The organism is Streptomyces sp. NPDC021562 (genome assembly GCF_040640875.1).
Classification (GTDB): Bacteria; Actinomycetota; Actinomycetes; order Streptomycetales; family Streptomycetaceae; genus Streptomyces.
Genome location: NZ_JBFACN010000010.1, coordinates 24,094 through 39,854, shown reverse-complemented (window position 1 = coordinate 39,854; position 15,761 = coordinate 24,094). Strand labels below are relative to the sequence as shown.

Here is a 15,761-nt window from a genome sequence, read left to right as displayed (position 1 = left end):
TCACATCGTCCCGCCCGTGCACGAGGCACCCGGCTCCGGGGTCTGCTTGCCCTGCACATAGGTCTGGAAGAACGTGCCGACCTTCGGGTCGTCCGCGCTCTTCACGCTCAACTGGTGTCCCCACGCCGACAGTTCGATCGGCGAGGACTGGCCGGCGTAGGGGCTCATCAGCGAGTACGGGGTCTGCTTCACCTTCGCCGCCAGCTTGTCCACGTCGGACTTGCTCGCCTTGTCTGTGTACGTCACCCAGACCGCGCCGTGCTCCAGGGCGTGCACGGCGTTCTCGTCCTTCACGGGCTTGGTGTAGACGTTGCCGTTGCAGTTGAGCCACACCGGGTTGTGGTTGCCGCCGACCGGCGGGTGCATGGGGTACTTCACGGTCCCGGCGACGTGCGTACGGGACAGCTTGCCCGTCCAGGTCCGCACCCCGTCGCTGCCCGTGACGAAGTGCCCGGAGTCCCCGGAGTCCCCGCCCTTGGCGTCGCTCGCGCTGTCGCTCTTGTGCGACTGGGAGTCGACGAGCACGACACCGCCGACGACCAGACCCACCACGACCACGACGCTCGCGCCGATCGTCAGGATCCGGTTGCGTCGCTCGCGCGCCTGCTCCGCGCGCCGCATCTGCTCTATGCGCGCCTTGCGTTCGGCATTGCCGGCCTTGTTCTTCGCGGAACCCATGAGGTGTGTCCTTCTGGGGGAAAGGGACGTGGAGGGTGGGGCTCGCTGATCGTAAGGGGGGAGATGGGGTCAGACGTAGGCAGGGCACGGGAAAGAGCCGGTACGTCCCGGGATCCGACAGGAAACCGATAATTTGAACGGCGGATGCGTATTACTTACGCTGGCCGGTATGCGGCTGCTGCGCTCCACCGATCTCGCCCTGCGGCTCCTGATGCGGCTCGCCGTCGCCGGCGAGTCCAGTCCTACGACCCGTGAGGTCGCCGGCGACATGGAGGTGCCGTACACGCACGCGGCGAAGGTGGTCGCCGAGCTCCAGCACCGGGGACTGGTCGACGCCCGCCGCGGCCGGGGCGGCGGGCTCACGCTGACCGAGCAGGGGCGGGGTGCCTCGGTGGGGGCGCTGGTGCGCGCCTTCGAGGGCGAGGGTGACGTGGTGGACTGCGAGGGCGGTGACCGGCCCTGCCCGCTGAGCTCCGGCTGCCGTCTCCGGGGTGCGCTGCGCCGGGCCCAGGAGGCGTTCTACGCGGCCCTGGACCCGGTGACGGTGGCGGACATGGTGGGGGAGCCGACGGGGCCGTTGCTGCTGGGTATTTCCAGGAGGCCGGGGGTGGGTTAGGGGCCTAGGGGGGTGCCGGGGGCTGTCGTACGGCGGCTGCGGGGTCGTTGTGGCTGGTCGCGCAGTTCCCCGCGCCCCTTCGGGGGCGCTTCTAGGCTGCTGCCTGCCACAGGTCCGGGCCGAAGACCTCGTAGTGGATGTCGGCCGGGGACACGCCCTTCTCGATCAGCTGGGTGCGGATGGCGCGCATGAAGGGGAGGGGGCCGCACAGGTACGCGCGCGTGCCGGGTGCCACCTCGATGCCGGTGAGGTCGACCAGGCCGGTGCGGGTGCCCGGAGCGGCGTCGCGCTCGTAGAAGAAGTGGACGGCCGCGTCCGGCAGCTTCCCCGCGTACGCGGTGTGGTCGGCGCGCAGGGCGTGGTCCGCGGGGGAGCGGTCGCCGTGCACCACGGTGACCGGGGCGCGGTGGCCGTCGGCCGCGAGCGCGGCGAGCATCGGGACCATCGGGGTGACGCCGATGCCGGCGGAGGCCAGGAGGAGGGGCCGGCCGGCGGTGTCGCCGAGGACGAGGTCGCCGTACGGCTCCGACAGCTCCAGGACGTCGCCTTCGCGCACGCGCGCGTGGAGGTGGTTCGAGACCTCGCCGTCGGGCGTCGCGGCGTCACCGGGCACCCGCTTGACGCTGAACTGGCGGACCGGCCCGGCCGGCGCGCCGGAGAGGCTGTACTGGCGTATCTGGCGGGCCCCGTCGGGCAGCGTGACGCCCACGGAGACGTACTGCCCGGCGCGGAAGTCGCGCACCGGCCCGCCGTCCGCGGGCCGCACCCGGAAGGTCACGACGTCGGCCGTCTCGGTGACCCGTCCGACGACCTCCCAGGGCCGCGGGCCGGTGGACCCGCTCTCCTCGTACAGCCGCTTCTCGACGGCGATCAGCGCGTTGGCCATCAGCCAGTAGACCTCGTCCCAGGCGGCCGCGACCTCGGGGGTGACGGCCTCGCCCAGCACCTCGACGATGGCGGCGAACAGGTGGTCGTGGACGACCGCGTACTGCTCGGGGGCGACCCCGAGGGAGGCGTGCTTGTGGGCGATGCGGCCCAGCAGGGCGTCGGGGCGCCGGTCCGGGTGGTCCAGCAGGTGGGCGGCGAACGCGGCGATGGAGCCGGCGAGGGCCTGCCGCTGGGTGCCGGCGGCCTGGTTGCCGCGGTTGAAGAGGTCGCGCAGCAGCTCGGGGTGGGCGGCGAAGAGCCGGGCGTAGAAACGCTCGGTGATCTCGCCGATGGCCGCGCCGACGGCCGGGAGGGTGGCGCGGACGGTGGCGGCTGACGGCTCGGACAGCATCGGGGCTCCTTGGGGCTCGCCGAACGGATCGACGTCTCGACGCTATTAAAACTTGCATCTCAGATTCAAATTTATGGACCATGGTGTCGGTCACTCCCGATCCGGATCCGCCATTACGGATGTCGGTGCGAGCAGGCAAGATGGGCGGGAGCGCAGTACACCTGCGGTACGAGAGCCGTTCAGGCCGAGGACGCCGACGCGATCAAGGTCCGCAACGCGCATGAAATGCTGTTGTGGTGTGATGCCCGGGTGCCCGACCGCCTCCTGTGGGACCGGGAGCAAGGCGGCCTGACCAGCAAGGATGGGGAAGCGGAAGATGGACAAGCAGCAGGAGTTCGTGCTCCGGACCTTGGAGGAGCGCGACATCCGGTTCGTACGCCTGTGGTTCACGGACGTGCTGGGCTTCCTCAAGTCCGTCGCCGTGGCCCCGGCCGAGCTTGAACAGGCCTTCGACGAGGGCATCGGTTTCGACGGCTCCGCGATCGAGGGCTTCGCCCGGGTCTACGAGTCCGACATGATCGCGAAGCCGGATCCGGGGACCTTCCAGGTCCTGCCGTGGCGCGCGGAGACCCCCGGTACGGCCCGCATGTTCTGCGACATCCTGATGCCGGACGGCTCCCCGTCCTTCGCGGACCCGCGGTACGTGCTCAAGCGCGCCCTGGCCCGCACCTCCGACCTCGGCTTCACCTTCTACACCCACCCCGAGATCGAGTTCTTCCTGCTGAAGGACCGCCCGCTGGACGGCTCCCGCCCCACCCCGGCCGACAACTCCGGCTACTTCGACCACACCCCGACCAACGTCGGCATGGACTTCCGCCGCCAGGCGATCACCATGCTGGAGTCGATGGGCATCTCGGTGGAGTTCTCCCACCACGAGGGCGCGCCGGGTCAGCAGGAGATCGACCTGCGCTACGCGGACGCGCTCTCCACGGCCGACAACATCATGACGTTCCGGCTGGTCATGAAGCAGGTGGCGCTGGAGCAGGGGGTGCAGGCGACCTTCATGCCGAAGCCGTTCTCCGAGCACCCCGGCTCCGGCATGCACACCCACCTCTCCCTCTTCGAGGGCGACCGCAACGCGTTCTACGAGTCCGGCGCCGAATACCAGCTCTCCAAGGTGGGCCGCTCCTTCATCGCGGGCCTGTTGCGGCACGCCGCCGAGATCTCCGCGGTCACCAACCAGTGGGTGAACTCCTACAAGCGCATCTGGGGCGGCTCCGAGCGCACGGCGGGCGCCGGCGGCGAGGCGCCCTCGTACATCTGCTGGGGTCACAACAACCGCAGCGCGCTGGTCCGGGTCCCGATGTACAAGCCCGGCAAGACCGGCTCCGCGCGCGTCGAGGTCCGCTCCATCGACTCCGGCGCCAACCCCTACCTGGCCTACGCCCTGCTGCTGGCGGCCGGCCTGAAGGGCATCGAGGAGGGGTACGAGCTGCCGCCGGGTGCCGAGGACGACGTCTGGGCCCTCTCCAACGCCGAGCGCCGCGCCATGGGCATCGAGCCCCTCCCGCAGAACCTCGGCGAGGCCCTGACCCTCATGGAGGGCAGCGACCTGGTCGCCGAGACCCTCGGCGAACACGTCTTTGACTTCTTCCTGCGCAACAAGCGCCAGGAGTGGGAGGAGTACCGCTCCGAGGTGACCGCGTTCGAGCTGCGGAAGAACCTGCCGGTGCTGTAGCGCGCGTCATCCGACGAACGCCGGGGAGACCGCCGCGACGCTGATGCGTCGCGGTCTCCCCGTGCCGTCCGCCGGCATCTCGTACAGGTCCGCGCCGTAGTCGCCCGGCAGCGCGTACACGATCGTGCGGGCGTCCTTCCACACCGCCTGGTCGTCCACGCTGCGGGTCTCGGCGAGCGGGGTCTCGCGCATCGTCCGCAGGTCGAGTACGTACAGGCGCCAGGGGGCGTCTCTCGGGAGGCCCGGCACCCGTTTCTTGTAGGCGACGCGGGTGCCGTCGGGGGAGAGGGACGGGCATTCGACGTCCGGGTGGACGGTGGTGAGCGTGCGGCCGCGCAGGCTGCCCCGGACCAGGTACGTCGTCCCCTTCGTCGCCAGCGTCGCGTAGAAGGTGTCGTCGTCCGGGGCGAAGGTCACGCCCCAGAAGTTGACGTCCGCCGCGTGGTAGGTCCTGCCGTCCTTGAGGACGCGGAAGGACTCCAGGGACGGGATCAGGGTGCCCGTACGGGTGTCCACGATCGCCGTACGGGTGGAGAAGTTCGTGCCCGCGTACGAGTCGCCGCCCACGAACGCCGTCCAGGCCGCGTAGTGGCCGGTCGGGGAGACCCGGGCCCGGGACGGGATGCCCGGGACGTCGTAGCGCGCCCTCGGGTGCAGACGGGCGTCCAGGATCAGGGCCCGGTACGTGTCCGAGACCGGGCCGTGGACGGCTTGCAGGCACACGCCGGTGCCGGACGCGGCGTAGAAGCGCAGGCACTTGAGGCCGGAGGCGGTACGGGGGCCGGAGGGGGCGGAGGCGGGGGTCGTGGTCAGTTCGTCGCGGTGCGGGCCCCAGGCCATGTTGCGGAAGACCATGCGGCCGGGGGCGGTGAGCGTCACCGTCCCGGGGGTGACCTGTGCGGCCCCCGCCCGCGGGTGGTCGCGGCGCTCCGCCCGCGCCGACGCGTGCAGGACGGAGGCCAGGGCGATCGCCCCCAGCACGGCGAGGGCGGACGCCAGGATCAGGACGCGGGATCTCAGGGTCATACGACTGCCTCCCGGGAGGGGCGGAGGGTGAGGGCGTAGGCGGCGCAGACCGCCAGCGCACCCGCGGACGCCAGCAGCGCCGTACGGTCGCCCCACAGCGTCCACGCCGCGCCGAACGCCAGCGAGCAGACGAAACGCGCGCCCGCCTGTCCCGTCTGGACCAGCGCCAGGCCCGACGAGCGCAGTTCCTCGGGCACGCTGTCCGACGCGACCGCCATCAGGACCCCGTCGGTCGCCGCGTAGAACGTGCCGTGCAGGGCGAGGACCGCGTACGGGAGCGCCGTGCCGTGCCAGGACGTGAGCAGCAGGGCGTAGGCGAGCAGCAGGGCCGCGTGGCCCGCGAGGAACACCCGCCGGCGGCCCCAGCGGTCCGCCAGCCTGCCGAGCGGGACGGCCAGGAGAAGGAACGCGGCCGCCGTGCCGAGGGGGAGCAGGGCGAACCAGCGGTCCGGGACGCCGAGGCGCCGTTGCAGCAGCAGGTACACGAACGAGTCGCTCACCGTGGCGAGCCCGAGGAGCAGCGCGCAGACGGTGATCCGCCGCAGGTCACGCCGGCCCAGCAGCCCGACCGCCGCCCACACCGTGGGCCGCGTCCCCGCAGCCCCGGCCCCGCGCCCACCGCCGGGCACGGGCCCCGCCGCTCCGGCCCCGCGTCGGCCGCCCGGCAGCGGTTCCGTGGTGCTGTCCCCGCGCCCGCCGCCCGGCACGAACAGCAGCAGGATCAGGACGCCGAGCACCGCCACGCAGAAGCTCACCGTGAACACCGCGTCGTAGCCGTCCACCGTCGCCCGCAGGATGAGGAAGGCGGCCAGGGGGCCGAGCAGCGCGCCCGCCGTGTCCATCGCGCGGTGCACGCCGAAGGCGCGGCCCCGGGTCTCCGGGGTGCTGGAGAGCGAGATCAGGGCGTCCCGGGGAGCCGTGCGCAGCCCCTTGCCGGTGCGGTCCGCCGCCAGGACCAGGCCGATGGGGGTGAGGGTGTGGGCGACCAGCAGGAGGGGCTTGCACAGGGCCGACAGGGCGTAGCCCGCACCCGCCACCCACTTGTGGCGGCCGCCGCCGCGGTCGGCGAGGTGGCCGCCGACCAGGCGGACGACCGCCGAGAAGCCGTTGTAGACGCCGTCGAGGAGGCCGAAGCCCAGGGGCGACAGGCCGAGGCCCGTCACCAGGTACAGCGGGAGGACCGCGGTGACCATCTCGGAGGAGACGTCCGTGATCAGGCTGACGGTGCCCAGGGCGAGGACGGTGGGGGCGATCGTGGTGCGGTACCGCCCGGCCGTCACCGGCCGGGCGGTACCTTCCACGGACGCCGTCGGGTCGCTCGCGCGGCTGTCCGCTACGTACACGTCAGGACGCCCAGATCCCGGTGATGTCGGAGGAGGACGCCGCGTTGCCCGCGTGCGCGCTCAGGCCCTGGCTGTCCTCCAGGGTGCGCAGCAGGTCGTAGTGGTCGTACGTGGTGGACGAGGACGAGCCCGGGGCGACCGGCTGGCCGTACAGGACGGTCGGGATGCGGTTGCCGGCCAGGCGGTTGTCCTCGTCCATGGTGACGACGAGGAGGCTGTTGTGGGTCTTGGCCCAGGCCGCGTACGCGCCCAGGTTGTTCTTCAGCCAGGTGTCACCGGTGGACACCGAGCAGTCGTGCATGTCGCTGCACAGGTTGGGGGTGACGAAGGAGAGCTGGGGGAGGGTGGAGTAGTCGGTCGGGAACTGGGCGAACGTCTTCGCGGTCGACGTCGGCACGTTGCTGAAGCCGAACCACGGGTTGTGCTTCTGCGCGTAGTTGCCGCTGCTGCACGTGGTCGAACCCTGGCTCGGCAGGGACTCGTTGTAGCTGGCCCAGGTGCGGCCGGCCGCGAGCTGCTCCGAGGCCAGGTTGGCGGCCGAGGAGAAGCCGGGCTTCACGCAGCTGTCGTCGGTGACGCCCTGGGTGGAACCGGAGAACAGGGCGTAGTAGTTGGGCTGGCTGGGGTGCGTCTCGGCGTACATCTGGGTCAGGTTGGCGCCGCCGGTGGCCAGCGAGTTGATGTACGGGGCGCTGGAGGAGCCGATGACCTGGCTGTAGGCGTGGTTCTCGAAGACCACGACGATCACGTGGTCCGGGGTCGGTACGGCACTCGCGGCGTGCGCGGACGTGCCGCCGAGCCCGGTCCACAGGCCGATCGCGGCCGCGGTGAAGGCGGTCGCCGAGGCCACCGCCGTACGGGCGCGGCGGAACATCGCCGAACGTGCGGAACTGCCGGACACATCAACCTCCGGGGGAGTGGACGGAGTTGCAGGGCTGGCGGTGCGGACAGAGCATGCACACGCCAAGACTCCCACGCCTCACGGGATTCGACCCCGGGGGTGAAGAGCCGGTGAACGCCGGGTACTTGCGCTCCATGGCACGCATCCTCGTGGGCACCTGCGGCTGGACCGACCGGGCTCTGGTGACGAGCGGCTGGTACCCGCCCGGCCGGCGCGACCCGGAGGGCCGGCTGCGGCACTACGCCGGCCGGTTCCCGGTCGTGGAGGCCGACTCCCCGTACTACGCCCTCCCGGCCGCCCGCACCACCCGGCTCTGGGCGGACCGCACCCCGGACGGCTTCCGCTTCGACGTCAAGGCGTTCTCCCTCCTCACCGGCCACCCCACCCGCCCGGCCGCCCTCCCCGCCGACCTGCGCGGCCGCCCCCGCGACGAAGGCCTGCGCGCGGAGGTCTGGGCCCGCTACGCCGAGGCCGTCGACCCGCTGCGCAGCTCCGGCCGCCTGGGCACCCTCCTCTTCCAGTATCCGCCCTCCCTGGCCCCCGGACCCGACGCGGAGGCCGCCGTCAGGGCCGCCAGGGAACGCGCCCGCGACTGGCCGTTCGCCGTGGAGTTCCGCCACCCCGACTGGTGGCGCAGCGCGCGTACGACGGCCTTCCTGCGGGACCTGGACGCCACCGCCGTCGCCGTGGACACCGCCCGGGGCCTGCCCGGCTCCCTCCCCCCGACGGCCCAGGTCACCACCCCCCGCCTGGCGGTCGTCCGCTTCCACGGGCGCAGCCCCCTCTGGGGCACCGGCAGCAAGGAGGACCGCTTCCGCCACACGTACACCGTCCCCGAGCTCACCGAGTGGCTGCCGCGCCTGCGCGCCCTGGCCGAGCAGGCCGAAGAGGTCCACGTCCTGTTCAACAACTGCTGCGCGGACAGCGCCGCGCAGGCCGCCCGGACGATGACGGACCTGCTCGCCCCGCACCTGCCGCACCAGCGCCGCGTCCCCTCCACCACGCCGTCGGCCCGTCCCGCCGACCGCGCGCCCGAGGCCGGTCCGGGCCGCTCCGGTTAGTCTCGTCTGACCAGGACCGTGATCCCAGGGGAGGCCGCAGATGACGCCGGGGCGCAGGAGCAGTACCTTCACGCGACTGCTGCGGCACGGCTTCACCGATGCCTCGGCCGCCGAGCGGCTGCTGGACAGCGCCGAGCTGGCCGCCGTACGCGACGACCCGGTGCTCCTCGAAGCCCTGGGCGCCACCGCCGACCCCGACCTCGCCCTGCACGGCCTGGTACGGCTCCTGGAGGCCCAGCCGGGGCCCACCGCCCGCCGTGAGCTGCTCGACACCCTGATAGCGGCCAAGCCGCTGCGGGACCGCCTGCTGGGCGTCCTCGGCGCCTCCGCCGCCCTCGCCGACCACCTCGCCCGGCACCCCCGCGACTGGGAGGCCCTGGTCACCTACGAGCCCCGCGACCTGCACCCCGGCGTCGCCGAGTTCGAACGCGGCCTCGCCGAGGCCACCGACCCCGTCTCGCTCCGGGTCGCCTACCGGCGCTGCCTGCTGTCCATCGCCGCCCGCGACGTCTGCGGCACCACCGACGTCGCCGAGACCGCCGCCGAGCTCGCCGACCTCGCCACCGCCACCCTGCGCGCCGCCCTCGCGCTCGCCGAGCGCGCCGCGCCCGAGGACGCCGCCCGCTGCCGGCTCGCGGTGATCGCCATGGGCAAGTGCGGCGGCCACGAACTGAACTACGTCTCCGACGTCGACGTCATCTTCGTCGGCGAGGCCGCGGACGAGACCGACGAGGCCAAGGCGCTGCGCTCCGCCACCAAGCTGGCCTCGCACATGATGCGGATCTGCTCGGAGACGACGGTGGAGGGCTCCATCTGGCCCGTCGACGCCAACCTCCGCCCCGAGGGCCGCAACGGACCCCTCGTCCGCACCCTCAGCAGCCACCTCGCCTACTACCAGCGCTGGGCCAAGACCTGGGAGTTCCAGGCCCTGCTCAAGGCCCGTCCGGTCGCCGGCGACCTCGACCTCGGCGCGGAGTACGTCGCCGCGCTCGAACCCCTGGTCTGGAAGGCCGCCGAGCGCGAGAACTTCGTCACCGACGTGCAGAAGATGCGCCGCCGGGTGGTGGAGAACATCCCCGCCGCCGAGATCGACCGCGAGCTGAAACTCGGCCCCGGCGGTCTCCGGGACGTCGAATTCGCCGTCCAGCTCCTGCAGTTGGTGCACGGCAGGGCGGACGCCTCGCTGCGCTCCGGCACCACCCTGGACGCCCTCCAGGCGCTCGCCTCCGGCGGCTACGTGGGCCGCGAGGACGCCGCCCGCCTCGACGAGGCCTACCGCTTCCTGCGCTCCATGGAGCACCGCATCCAGCTCTACCGGCTGCGCCGCACCCACCTGGTCCCCGAGGACGAGGCCGACCTGCGCCGTCTCGGCCGCTCGCTCGGCCTGCGCACCGACCCGGTGACCGGGCTGACCCGCGAGTGGAAGCGGCACGCGGGCGTCGTACGGCGCCTGCACGAGAAGCTCTTCTACCGCCCGCTGCTCGACGCCGTCGCCCAACTCGCCCCCGGCGAGACCAGGCTGAGCGCCGAGGCGGCCCGGGAACGCCTGGTGGCGCTCGGCTACACCGACCCGGCCGCCGCCCTGCGCCACCTGGAGGCGCTCGCCTCCGGCGTCAGCCGCAAGGCCGCCATCCAGCGCACCCTGCTGCCCGTCCTGCTGGGCTGGTTCGCCGACTCCGCCGACCCGGACGCGGGCCTGCTGAACTTCCGCAAGGTCTCCGACGCGCTCGGCAAGACCCCCTGGTACCTACGGCTGCTCCGGGACGAGGGGGCCGCCGCGGAGAACCTCGCGCGCGTGCTCTCCGCCGGCCGCCTCGCCCCCGACCTGCTGATGCGCGCCCCGGAGGCGGTGGCCCTGCTCGGCGACGGCGACGGGGGCGGCCTGGAGCCGCGCGGCCGCGGCCCGCTGGAGCAGGAGATCCTGGCCGCCGCCGGCCGCGCCGACAACGCCGAGGACGGCGTGCGGGCCGCGCGCGGTGTGCGCCGCCGTGAGCTGTTCCGTACGGCCGCCGCCGACATCGTCGACTCCTACGGCACCGAGACCAAGCCCGCCGAGGCCGATCAGGGCGCCCTGGTCGACCGGGTCGGCGCGGCGGTCTCCGACCTGACCGCGGCCACCCTCGCCGGCACCCTGCGCGCGGTCGTCCGCGACGGCTGGGGCGACACCCTGCCCACCAGGTTCGCCATGATCGGCATGGGCCGGTTCGGCGGCCACGAACTGGGCTACGGCTCCGACGCGGACGTCGTCTTCGTGCACGAACCGCAGGAGGGCGTGGACGAACGGGAGGCCGCCGACGCCGCCAACAAGGTCGTCGCCGAGATGCGCAGGCTGCTCCAGATCCCCAGCGCCGACCCGCCGTTGCTCATCGACGCGGACCTGCGCCCGGAGGGCAAGTCCGGGCCGCTGGTGCGCACGCTCAAGTCCTACGAGGCGTACTACCGCCGGTGGTCGCTGGTGTGGGAGTCGCAGGCCCTGCTGCGCGCCGAACCCGTCGCCGGGGACGAGGAGCTGGGGCGCCGGTTCGTCGAGCTGATCGACCCCCTGCGGTATCCGCAGCGGGGGCTCGGCGAGGACGCGGTGCGCGAGATCCGGCGGCTGAAGGCACGCATGGAGTCCGAGCGGCTGCCGCGCGGCGCCGACCCGAAGCTGCACACCAAGCTGGGGCCGGGCGGGCTGTCCGACGTCGAGTGGACCGTGCAGCTGCTGCAACTGCGGCACGGCTGGGCCGAGCCGGGCCTGCGGACCACCCGCACCCGGGCGGCGCTGGCCGCGGCGGAGGCGGCGGGGCTGCTGGGGGCCGAGGAGGCCGGGATCCTGGACGAGGCGTGGGTGCTGGCGACGCGGGTGCGCAACGCCGTGATGCTGGTGCGGGGGCGGGCGGGGGACACGTTTCCCACCGAGAGCCGGGAGCTGGCCGCGGTCGGGCGGTACCTCGGGTACGGCGACGGGCACGCGGGGGACATGCTGGACGCGTACCGGCGGACGGCGCGCAGGGCCCGGGCGGTCGTGGAGGAGCTCTTCTACGGGGGGTAGGCGAGCTCAGGGGGAGCCCCCGCGCCCTCAACGGGCCGCCGCGAGCAACGCTCTCGCGTGGTTCATGAGGCCCGTCAGACCCACCTCGAAAGCCCGGTCCGCGCGGCCGTCGCCCACCGCCGCCAGCGCCTGTGCCAGGTGCGGGGTGGGGGTCCGGTCCGTCAGCTCCCACATCGCCTCCGGGGCCGACAGGTCCAGCGCCGAACCGAGGACCAGGTTCTCCACGGCGATCAGCAGCGGCATCACGTCCGCCGCGGCGAAGCCCGCCGCCAGCAGCACCGTGACCGCGCGCTCGTACTGCTCCAGGACCCGGGGCGCGCGCACCGGCGACGTCATCAGGAGCGGGATCGCCCGCGGGTGCGCGGCGAACGCGGCCCGGTAGGAGCGCGCCCACGACTCCAGGGCGGTGTCCCAGGGGGCCAGGTCCAGGGTCGACGGGTCGATCGCGGACGCGACCCGCTCCCGCAGCAGTTCGACGATGCCGTCCCGGCCGTCCACGTGGTGATACAGCGAGCCGGCCTGCGTGCCGAGCCGCTTCGCGATCCCCGGGACGCTGAAGTCGCCCTGCTCGTCCACGAGTTGCAGTGCGGTCGTGGTGATCCGCTCCCGGTCGAGGAGCGGGGTGCGCGGCCGTCCCATCGGTGCGTCCTCCCCCGAAGGTGTGAAACGGGTCTTCCCGGATGTCCAGGAGGAGGCTACATTGCCAAAACCGAAAGGCTTTAGATTTACGGGTCCGGGGCAGCCCCTGCCCCGGTAGCGCCGGTCACCCCGCACGCCCGGAACCCTCCCGTCCGCCGCGCTCGAAGGGCTCCCCTCCATGTCCGTCACCGCCCGCGAGGAGACCACGCCGCCCGCCACGGCGACCCTCCGCTCCGGCTCGCTCGGCACCGCCGACATCGCCTTCTTCGTCATCTCCGCCGCCGCCCCGCTCACCGTGATGGCCGGCGTCGCCCCCCTCGCCGTCCTGCTCGGCGGCATCGGGGCCCCGGCCGGCTACCTCGTCGCCGGCATCACCCTCGCCGTCTTCGCCGTCGGCTTCACCACCATGAGCCGGCACATCAGGAGCGGCGGCGCCTTCTACGCCTACATCACCCGCGGCCTCGGCCGCCCCGTCGGCATCGGCGCCGCCCTGCTCGCGCTCATCGGCTACAACGGCATGGAGATCGGCGTCTACGGCCTGCTCGGCAGCACCGGCCGGGACACCGCCAAGGCCCTCTTCGGCGTCGACGTCCCCTGGCTGCCGATCGCCCTCGCCGGACTGCTCCTCATCGGCTACGGCGGCTACCGGTCCATCGAGTTCGGCGCGAAGGTGCTGGGCGTGCTGCTGGTCGCCGAGACCGGGATCCTCGTCCTGCTCGCGGGCGGGGTGCTGGTCAAGGGCGGCGCGCACGGACTGTCGGCCGCCTCCTTCGCCCCGGACCACGTCTTCGTCTCCGGTACGGCCGTCGTCCTCGCCTTCGCCTTCGCCGCCTTCACCGGCTTCGAGTCCACGGTCATCTACCGGCGCGAGGCCCGCGACCCCGAGCGCACCGTGCCGCGCGCCACCTACGTGGCCGTCGCGTTCCTCGGCCTCTTCTACGCCTTCATGGTGTGGATCGTCATCCAGGCCTTCGGGGACCGGGACGTCGTCGCGGCCGCCGCCAAGGACCCCGGCGGCCTCTTCTTCACCGCCATCACCGGCTACGTCGGCGGCTGGGCGGCCGACCTGATGCACGTCTTCATCGTCACCAGCATCATCGCCTCCCTCCTCGCCTTCCACAACGCGATCAACCGGTACGCCCTGGCGCTCGCCGAGGAGGGCGTGCTGCCGGGACGGCTGGGCACGATCCACCCCCGCCACCGCTCCCCGTACCTGGCCGGCATCGCCCAGACCGTGGTCGGCCTGGTGGTCGTGGTCGGCTTCTGGGCGGCCGGCGCCGACCCGTACGACCAGCTGCTGCTGTGGGTCAACACCCCCGGGATGATCGGCCTGTTCGTGCTCCAGCTGCTCGCCGCGATCGCCGTGCCCTGCTACTTCCGGCGGGTCCGGCACCAGGAAGGCGTGGTGCGCACCGTGCTCGCCCCGACCGTCGCCGCCGTCCTGCTCGCCACCGCCATAGGCCTGGTCATCACCCACATCGACCTGTTCACCGGCGCGTCGGACGCGGTCAACACGCTGCTGATCCTGATCGCGCCCGCCGTGTTCGTCGCCGGACTCGGCCTCGCGTGGTGGCTGCGCCGCGAACGGCCCGCCGTGTACGCGGACTTCGCGGCCGAGCCCGCCGACGCCACCGAATGACCGTACGCAACCAAGGAGGCCGCCCCGCCATGACCACCGCCCCCGACCTGGTCCTCACCGGTGCCGAGGTCCGCACCCTCGACCCCGCCCGGCCCCGCGCCACCGCCGTCGCCGTACGCGACGGGCTGATCGCCGCCGTCGGCGACGAACGGGACGTGCGCGGCTGGCGGGGGCCCGGCACCGAGGTCGTGGACCTGGGCGGCGCCCACCTGGTGCCGGGGCTGGTGGACGCGCACAGCCACCCCGTGTGGGGCCTGGACATGGCGGCCGGCGCCGACCTGTCGGGGGTGACCGGCCTGGCGGCCCTGCGGGCGGCGCTCGCCGGGGCCGACCGCGTCGACGGCTGGGTGATCGGCTTCGGCCTCGACCACAACGTGTTCGAGGGACGGCCGGTGGACCGCGCGCTCGTCGAGGACGTGCTCGGCGGCGCCCCCGCCTTCCTGCGGCTGTACGACGGGCACTCGGCGCTCGCCACCGGCGCGGCGCTGACCGCGGCGGGGGTGACGGGCGCGCGGACCTTCGAGCAACGGTCGCGGATCGTGTGCGACGCCGACGGCCGCCCCACCGGGCACCTGATCGAGCACGCGGCGATGCGGCTGGTCGAGCGGGTGATGCCCCGCCTGTCGTACGCGGTCCGCCGACGGCGGCTCGTGGATCTGCTGGCCGCCATGGCCGCGACCGGGCTGACCGGGGCGCACGTCATGGACGCGGGGGACGCCGAGCTGGTCGGTGCGGTGGCCGAGGAGACCGTCCTGCCGCTGCGGCTGCGCTTCGCGCCCTGGTGCATGCCGGGCGTCGACGAGGCGGGGCTGACGGAACTGGTCGCGGCCCAGGGGCGGGGCGGCCGGCACTGGACGGTCGGCGGGGTGAAGTTCTTCATGGACGGCACCGTGGAAGGGGGGACCGCCTGGCTGGAGCACGCGGACTGCCACGGGCAGGGGACGGCGGCCTTCTGGCCCGACCCGGACGCCTACGCCGCCGCCGTACGGCACCTGCACGCGGCCGGGGTGCGCACGGCCACGCACGCGATCGGGGACGCCGCGGTACGGCACGTCCTCGACGTGGTGGCGGGGCTGGGGGCGGGCGCGGCAGGACGGCACCGCATCGAGCACATCGAGACGGCGCCGGACGACCTGCTGCCCCGGTTCGCGGAGCTGGGGGTGGCCGCGTCGATGCAGCCGCCGCACACCGCGTACACCCGGGCCGACGGCACCGACGAGTGGTCCCGCCGGCTGGGCACCGCCCGCGCCGGGCACGCCTGGCGGCTGCGCGACCTGCGTGACGCGGGGGCCACGGTCGCCCTCGGTTCGGACTGGCCGATCGCCCACTACGACGCGCGGGCAGTCCTCGCGACCGCCCGCGCGCCCCGCGGAGCGGCGTCGGCACGGGCGGGGCTGACGGCCCTGGAGGCCCTGGAGGGCTGCACGACCCACGCGGCGCGCGCGGCCGGGGAGAGCCGGGTCGCGGGCCGCATCGCACCGGGCTGCCGAGCCGACCTGACCGCACTCGCCCTGGACCCCCTGACGGCCCCACCGGACGAACTCACCGAGGCACCGGTACACCTGACGGTGACCGGCGGCCACGTGGTCCACCGAGCCGAGTAAGCCCCCGCCGTCCGGGTGAGCGCAGCGGCGACGGATTGCGCGGCGGCTGTGGCGAGGGAGCAGTGGCGTGCGTGAGGTCGGCGGGCCGTCCGGCACCGCCGGTTGCCACCGTTTCGGCTGAGCGCGGTTGCGGCGGATTGTGGGGTGGGCTGTGGTGAGGGGGCGGTGGCGTGCGTGAGGTCGGCGGGCCGTCCGGCACCGCCGGTTGCCACCGTTTCGGCTGAGCGCGGTTGCGGCGGATTGTGGGGTGGGCTGTGGTGAGG

At 73.4% G+C, this 15,761-nt stretch carries 12 protein-coding genes; 6 read left to right on the top strand and 6 right to left on the bottom strand.

The genetic code is table 11. From position 1 onward, the window contains the following. A complete protein-coding gene (locus AB0G52_RS17180; RefSeq protein ID WP_132886421.1) occupies nucleotides 1–678 on the bottom strand; it encodes a DUF3105 domain-containing protein in 678 nt (225 codons plus the stop codon). 169 nt (nucleotides 679–847) lie between these two features. Here AB0G52_RS17180 and AB0G52_RS17175 point away from each other — a divergent pair, with 169 nt between their 5' ends. Further along, nucleotides 848–1,294 (top strand): Rrf2 family transcriptional regulator, encoded by a 447-nt coding sequence (locus AB0G52_RS17175; RefSeq protein ID WP_361337143.1) that lies wholly within the window; start codon nucleotides 848–850, stop codon nucleotides 1,292–1,294. 91 nt (nucleotides 1,295–1,385) lie between these two features. Here AB0G52_RS17175 and AB0G52_RS17170 read toward each other — a convergent pair whose 3' ends face one another. Continuing rightward, nucleotides 1,386–2,573, bottom strand: coding sequence for a globin domain-containing protein (locus AB0G52_RS17170; RefSeq protein ID WP_132886419.1), 1,188 nt, complete (start codon nucleotides 2,571–2,573; stop codon nucleotides 1,386–1,388). Between the two features lie 316 nt (nucleotides 2,574–2,889). Between AB0G52_RS17170 and glnA the strand changes: the two genes are divergently transcribed. Then, nucleotides 2,890–4,251, top strand: a complete 1,362-nt coding sequence (gene glnA, locus AB0G52_RS17165; protein WP_132886418.1) for a type I glutamate--ammonia ligase — start codon at nucleotides 2,890–2,892, stop codon at nucleotides 4,249–4,251. A 6-nt stretch (nucleotides 4,252–4,257) separates the two neighbouring features. Here the strand turns inward: glnA and AB0G52_RS17160 are convergent, their stop codons facing one another. The 3 genes from AB0G52_RS17160 to AB0G52_RS17150 are packed head-to-tail and all read right to left on the bottom strand — an operon-like array spanning nucleotide 4,258 to nucleotide 7,494. After that, nucleotides 4,258–5,277 carry a TolB-like translocation protein gene (locus AB0G52_RS17160; RefSeq protein WP_361337140.1) on the bottom strand — a complete coding sequence of 340 codons (1,020 nt, stop codon included), beginning with the start codon at nucleotides 5,275–5,277 and terminating at the stop codon, nucleotides 4,258–4,260. Then, nucleotides 5,274–6,578 (bottom strand): MFS transporter, encoded by a 1,305-nt coding sequence (locus tag AB0G52_RS17155; RefSeq protein WP_361337265.1) that lies wholly within the window; start codon nucleotides 6,576–6,578, stop codon nucleotides 5,274–5,276. The genes AB0G52_RS17160 and AB0G52_RS17155 overlap by 4 nt, the downstream gene beginning before the upstream one ends. A gap of 43 nt (nucleotides 6,579–6,621) precedes the next feature. Continuing rightward, nucleotides 6,622–7,494, bottom strand: coding sequence for an alkaline phosphatase family protein (locus AB0G52_RS17150; protein WP_207921627.1), 873 nt, complete (start codon nucleotides 7,492–7,494; stop codon nucleotides 6,622–6,624). A gap of 161 nt (nucleotides 7,495–7,655) precedes the next feature. On the opposite strand from AB0G52_RS17150, the gene AB0G52_RS17145 reads away from it, so the two are divergent. Together AB0G52_RS17145 and AB0G52_RS17140 are read left to right on the top strand one after the other, a co-directional pair. After that, entirely contained in the window at nucleotides 7,656–8,582 is a 927-nt protein-coding gene (locus tag AB0G52_RS17145; RefSeq protein ID WP_132886414.1) for a DUF72 domain-containing protein, read from the top strand. A 40-nt stretch (nucleotides 8,583–8,622) separates the two neighbouring features. After that, nucleotides 8,623–11,616: a bifunctional [glutamine synthetase] adenylyltransferase/[glutamine synthetase]-adenylyl-L-tyrosine phosphorylase gene (locus AB0G52_RS17140; RefSeq protein WP_361337138.1), complete on the top strand. Its 2,994-nt coding sequence runs from the start codon at nucleotides 8,623–8,625 to the stop codon at nucleotides 11,614–11,616. Between the two features lie 27 nt (nucleotides 11,617–11,643). Here AB0G52_RS17140 and AB0G52_RS17135 read toward each other — a convergent pair whose 3' ends face one another. Beyond that, a complete protein-coding gene (locus tag AB0G52_RS17135; RefSeq protein ID WP_361337136.1) occupies nucleotides 11,644–12,255 on the bottom strand; it encodes a TetR/AcrR family transcriptional regulator C-terminal domain-containing protein in 612 nt (203 codons plus the stop codon). 178 nt (nucleotides 12,256–12,433) lie between these two features. Here AB0G52_RS17135 and AB0G52_RS17130 point away from each other — a divergent pair, with 178 nt between their 5' ends. Beyond that, nucleotides 12,434–13,894, top strand: a complete 1,461-nt coding sequence (locus AB0G52_RS17130; protein ID WP_361337134.1) for an APC family permease — start codon at nucleotides 12,434–12,436, stop codon at nucleotides 13,892–13,894. Between the two features lie 29 nt (nucleotides 13,895–13,923). Continuing rightward, entirely contained in the window at nucleotides 13,924–15,498 is a 1,575-nt protein-coding gene (locus tag AB0G52_RS17125; protein ID WP_361337132.1) for an amidohydrolase, read from the top strand. The last annotated feature ends 263 nt before the right edge of the window (nucleotides 15,499–15,761 follow it).

What these genes read in the sequence shown, in the direction of transcription:
- AB0G52_RS17180 (WP_132886421.1), bottom strand. Translation starts at nt 678, where the DNA reads ATGGGTTCCGCGAAGAACAAGGCCGGCAATGCCGAACGCAAGGCGCGC.
- AB0G52_RS17175 (WP_361337143.1), top strand. Translation starts at nt 848, where the DNA reads ATGCGGCTGCTGCGCTCCACCGATCTCGCCCTGCGGCTCCTGATGCGG.
- AB0G52_RS17170 (WP_132886419.1), bottom strand. Translation starts at nt 2,573, where the DNA reads ATGCTGTCCGAGCCGTCAGCCGCCACCGTCCGCGCCACCCTCCCGGCC.
- glnA (WP_132886418.1), top strand. Translation starts at nt 2,890, where the DNA reads ATGGACAAGCAGCAGGAGTTCGTGCTCCGGACCTTGGAGGAGCGCGAC.
- AB0G52_RS17160 (WP_361337140.1), bottom strand. Translation starts at nt 5,277, where the DNA reads ATGACCCTGAGATCCCGCGTCCTGATCCTGGCGTCCGCCCTCGCCGTG.
- AB0G52_RS17150 (WP_207921627.1), bottom strand. Translation starts at nt 7,494, where the DNA reads ATGTTCCGCCGCGCCCGTACGGCGGTGGCCTCGGCGACCGCCTTCACC.
- AB0G52_RS17145 (WP_132886414.1), top strand. Translation starts at nt 7,656, where the DNA reads ATGGCACGCATCCTCGTGGGCACCTGCGGCTGGACCGACCGGGCTCTG.
- AB0G52_RS17140 (WP_361337138.1), top strand. Translation starts at nt 8,623, where the DNA reads ATGACGCCGGGGCGCAGGAGCAGTACCTTCACGCGACTGCTGCGGCAC.
- AB0G52_RS17135 (WP_361337136.1), bottom strand. Translation starts at nt 12,255, where the DNA reads ATGGGACGGCCGCGCACCCCGCTCCTCGACCGGGAGCGGATCACCACG.
- AB0G52_RS17130 (WP_361337134.1), top strand. Translation starts at nt 12,434, where the DNA reads ATGTCCGTCACCGCCCGCGAGGAGACCACGCCGCCCGCCACGGCGACC.
- AB0G52_RS17125 (WP_361337132.1), top strand. Translation starts at nt 13,924, where the DNA reads ATGACCACCGCCCCCGACCTGGTCCTCACCGGTGCCGAGGTCCGCACC.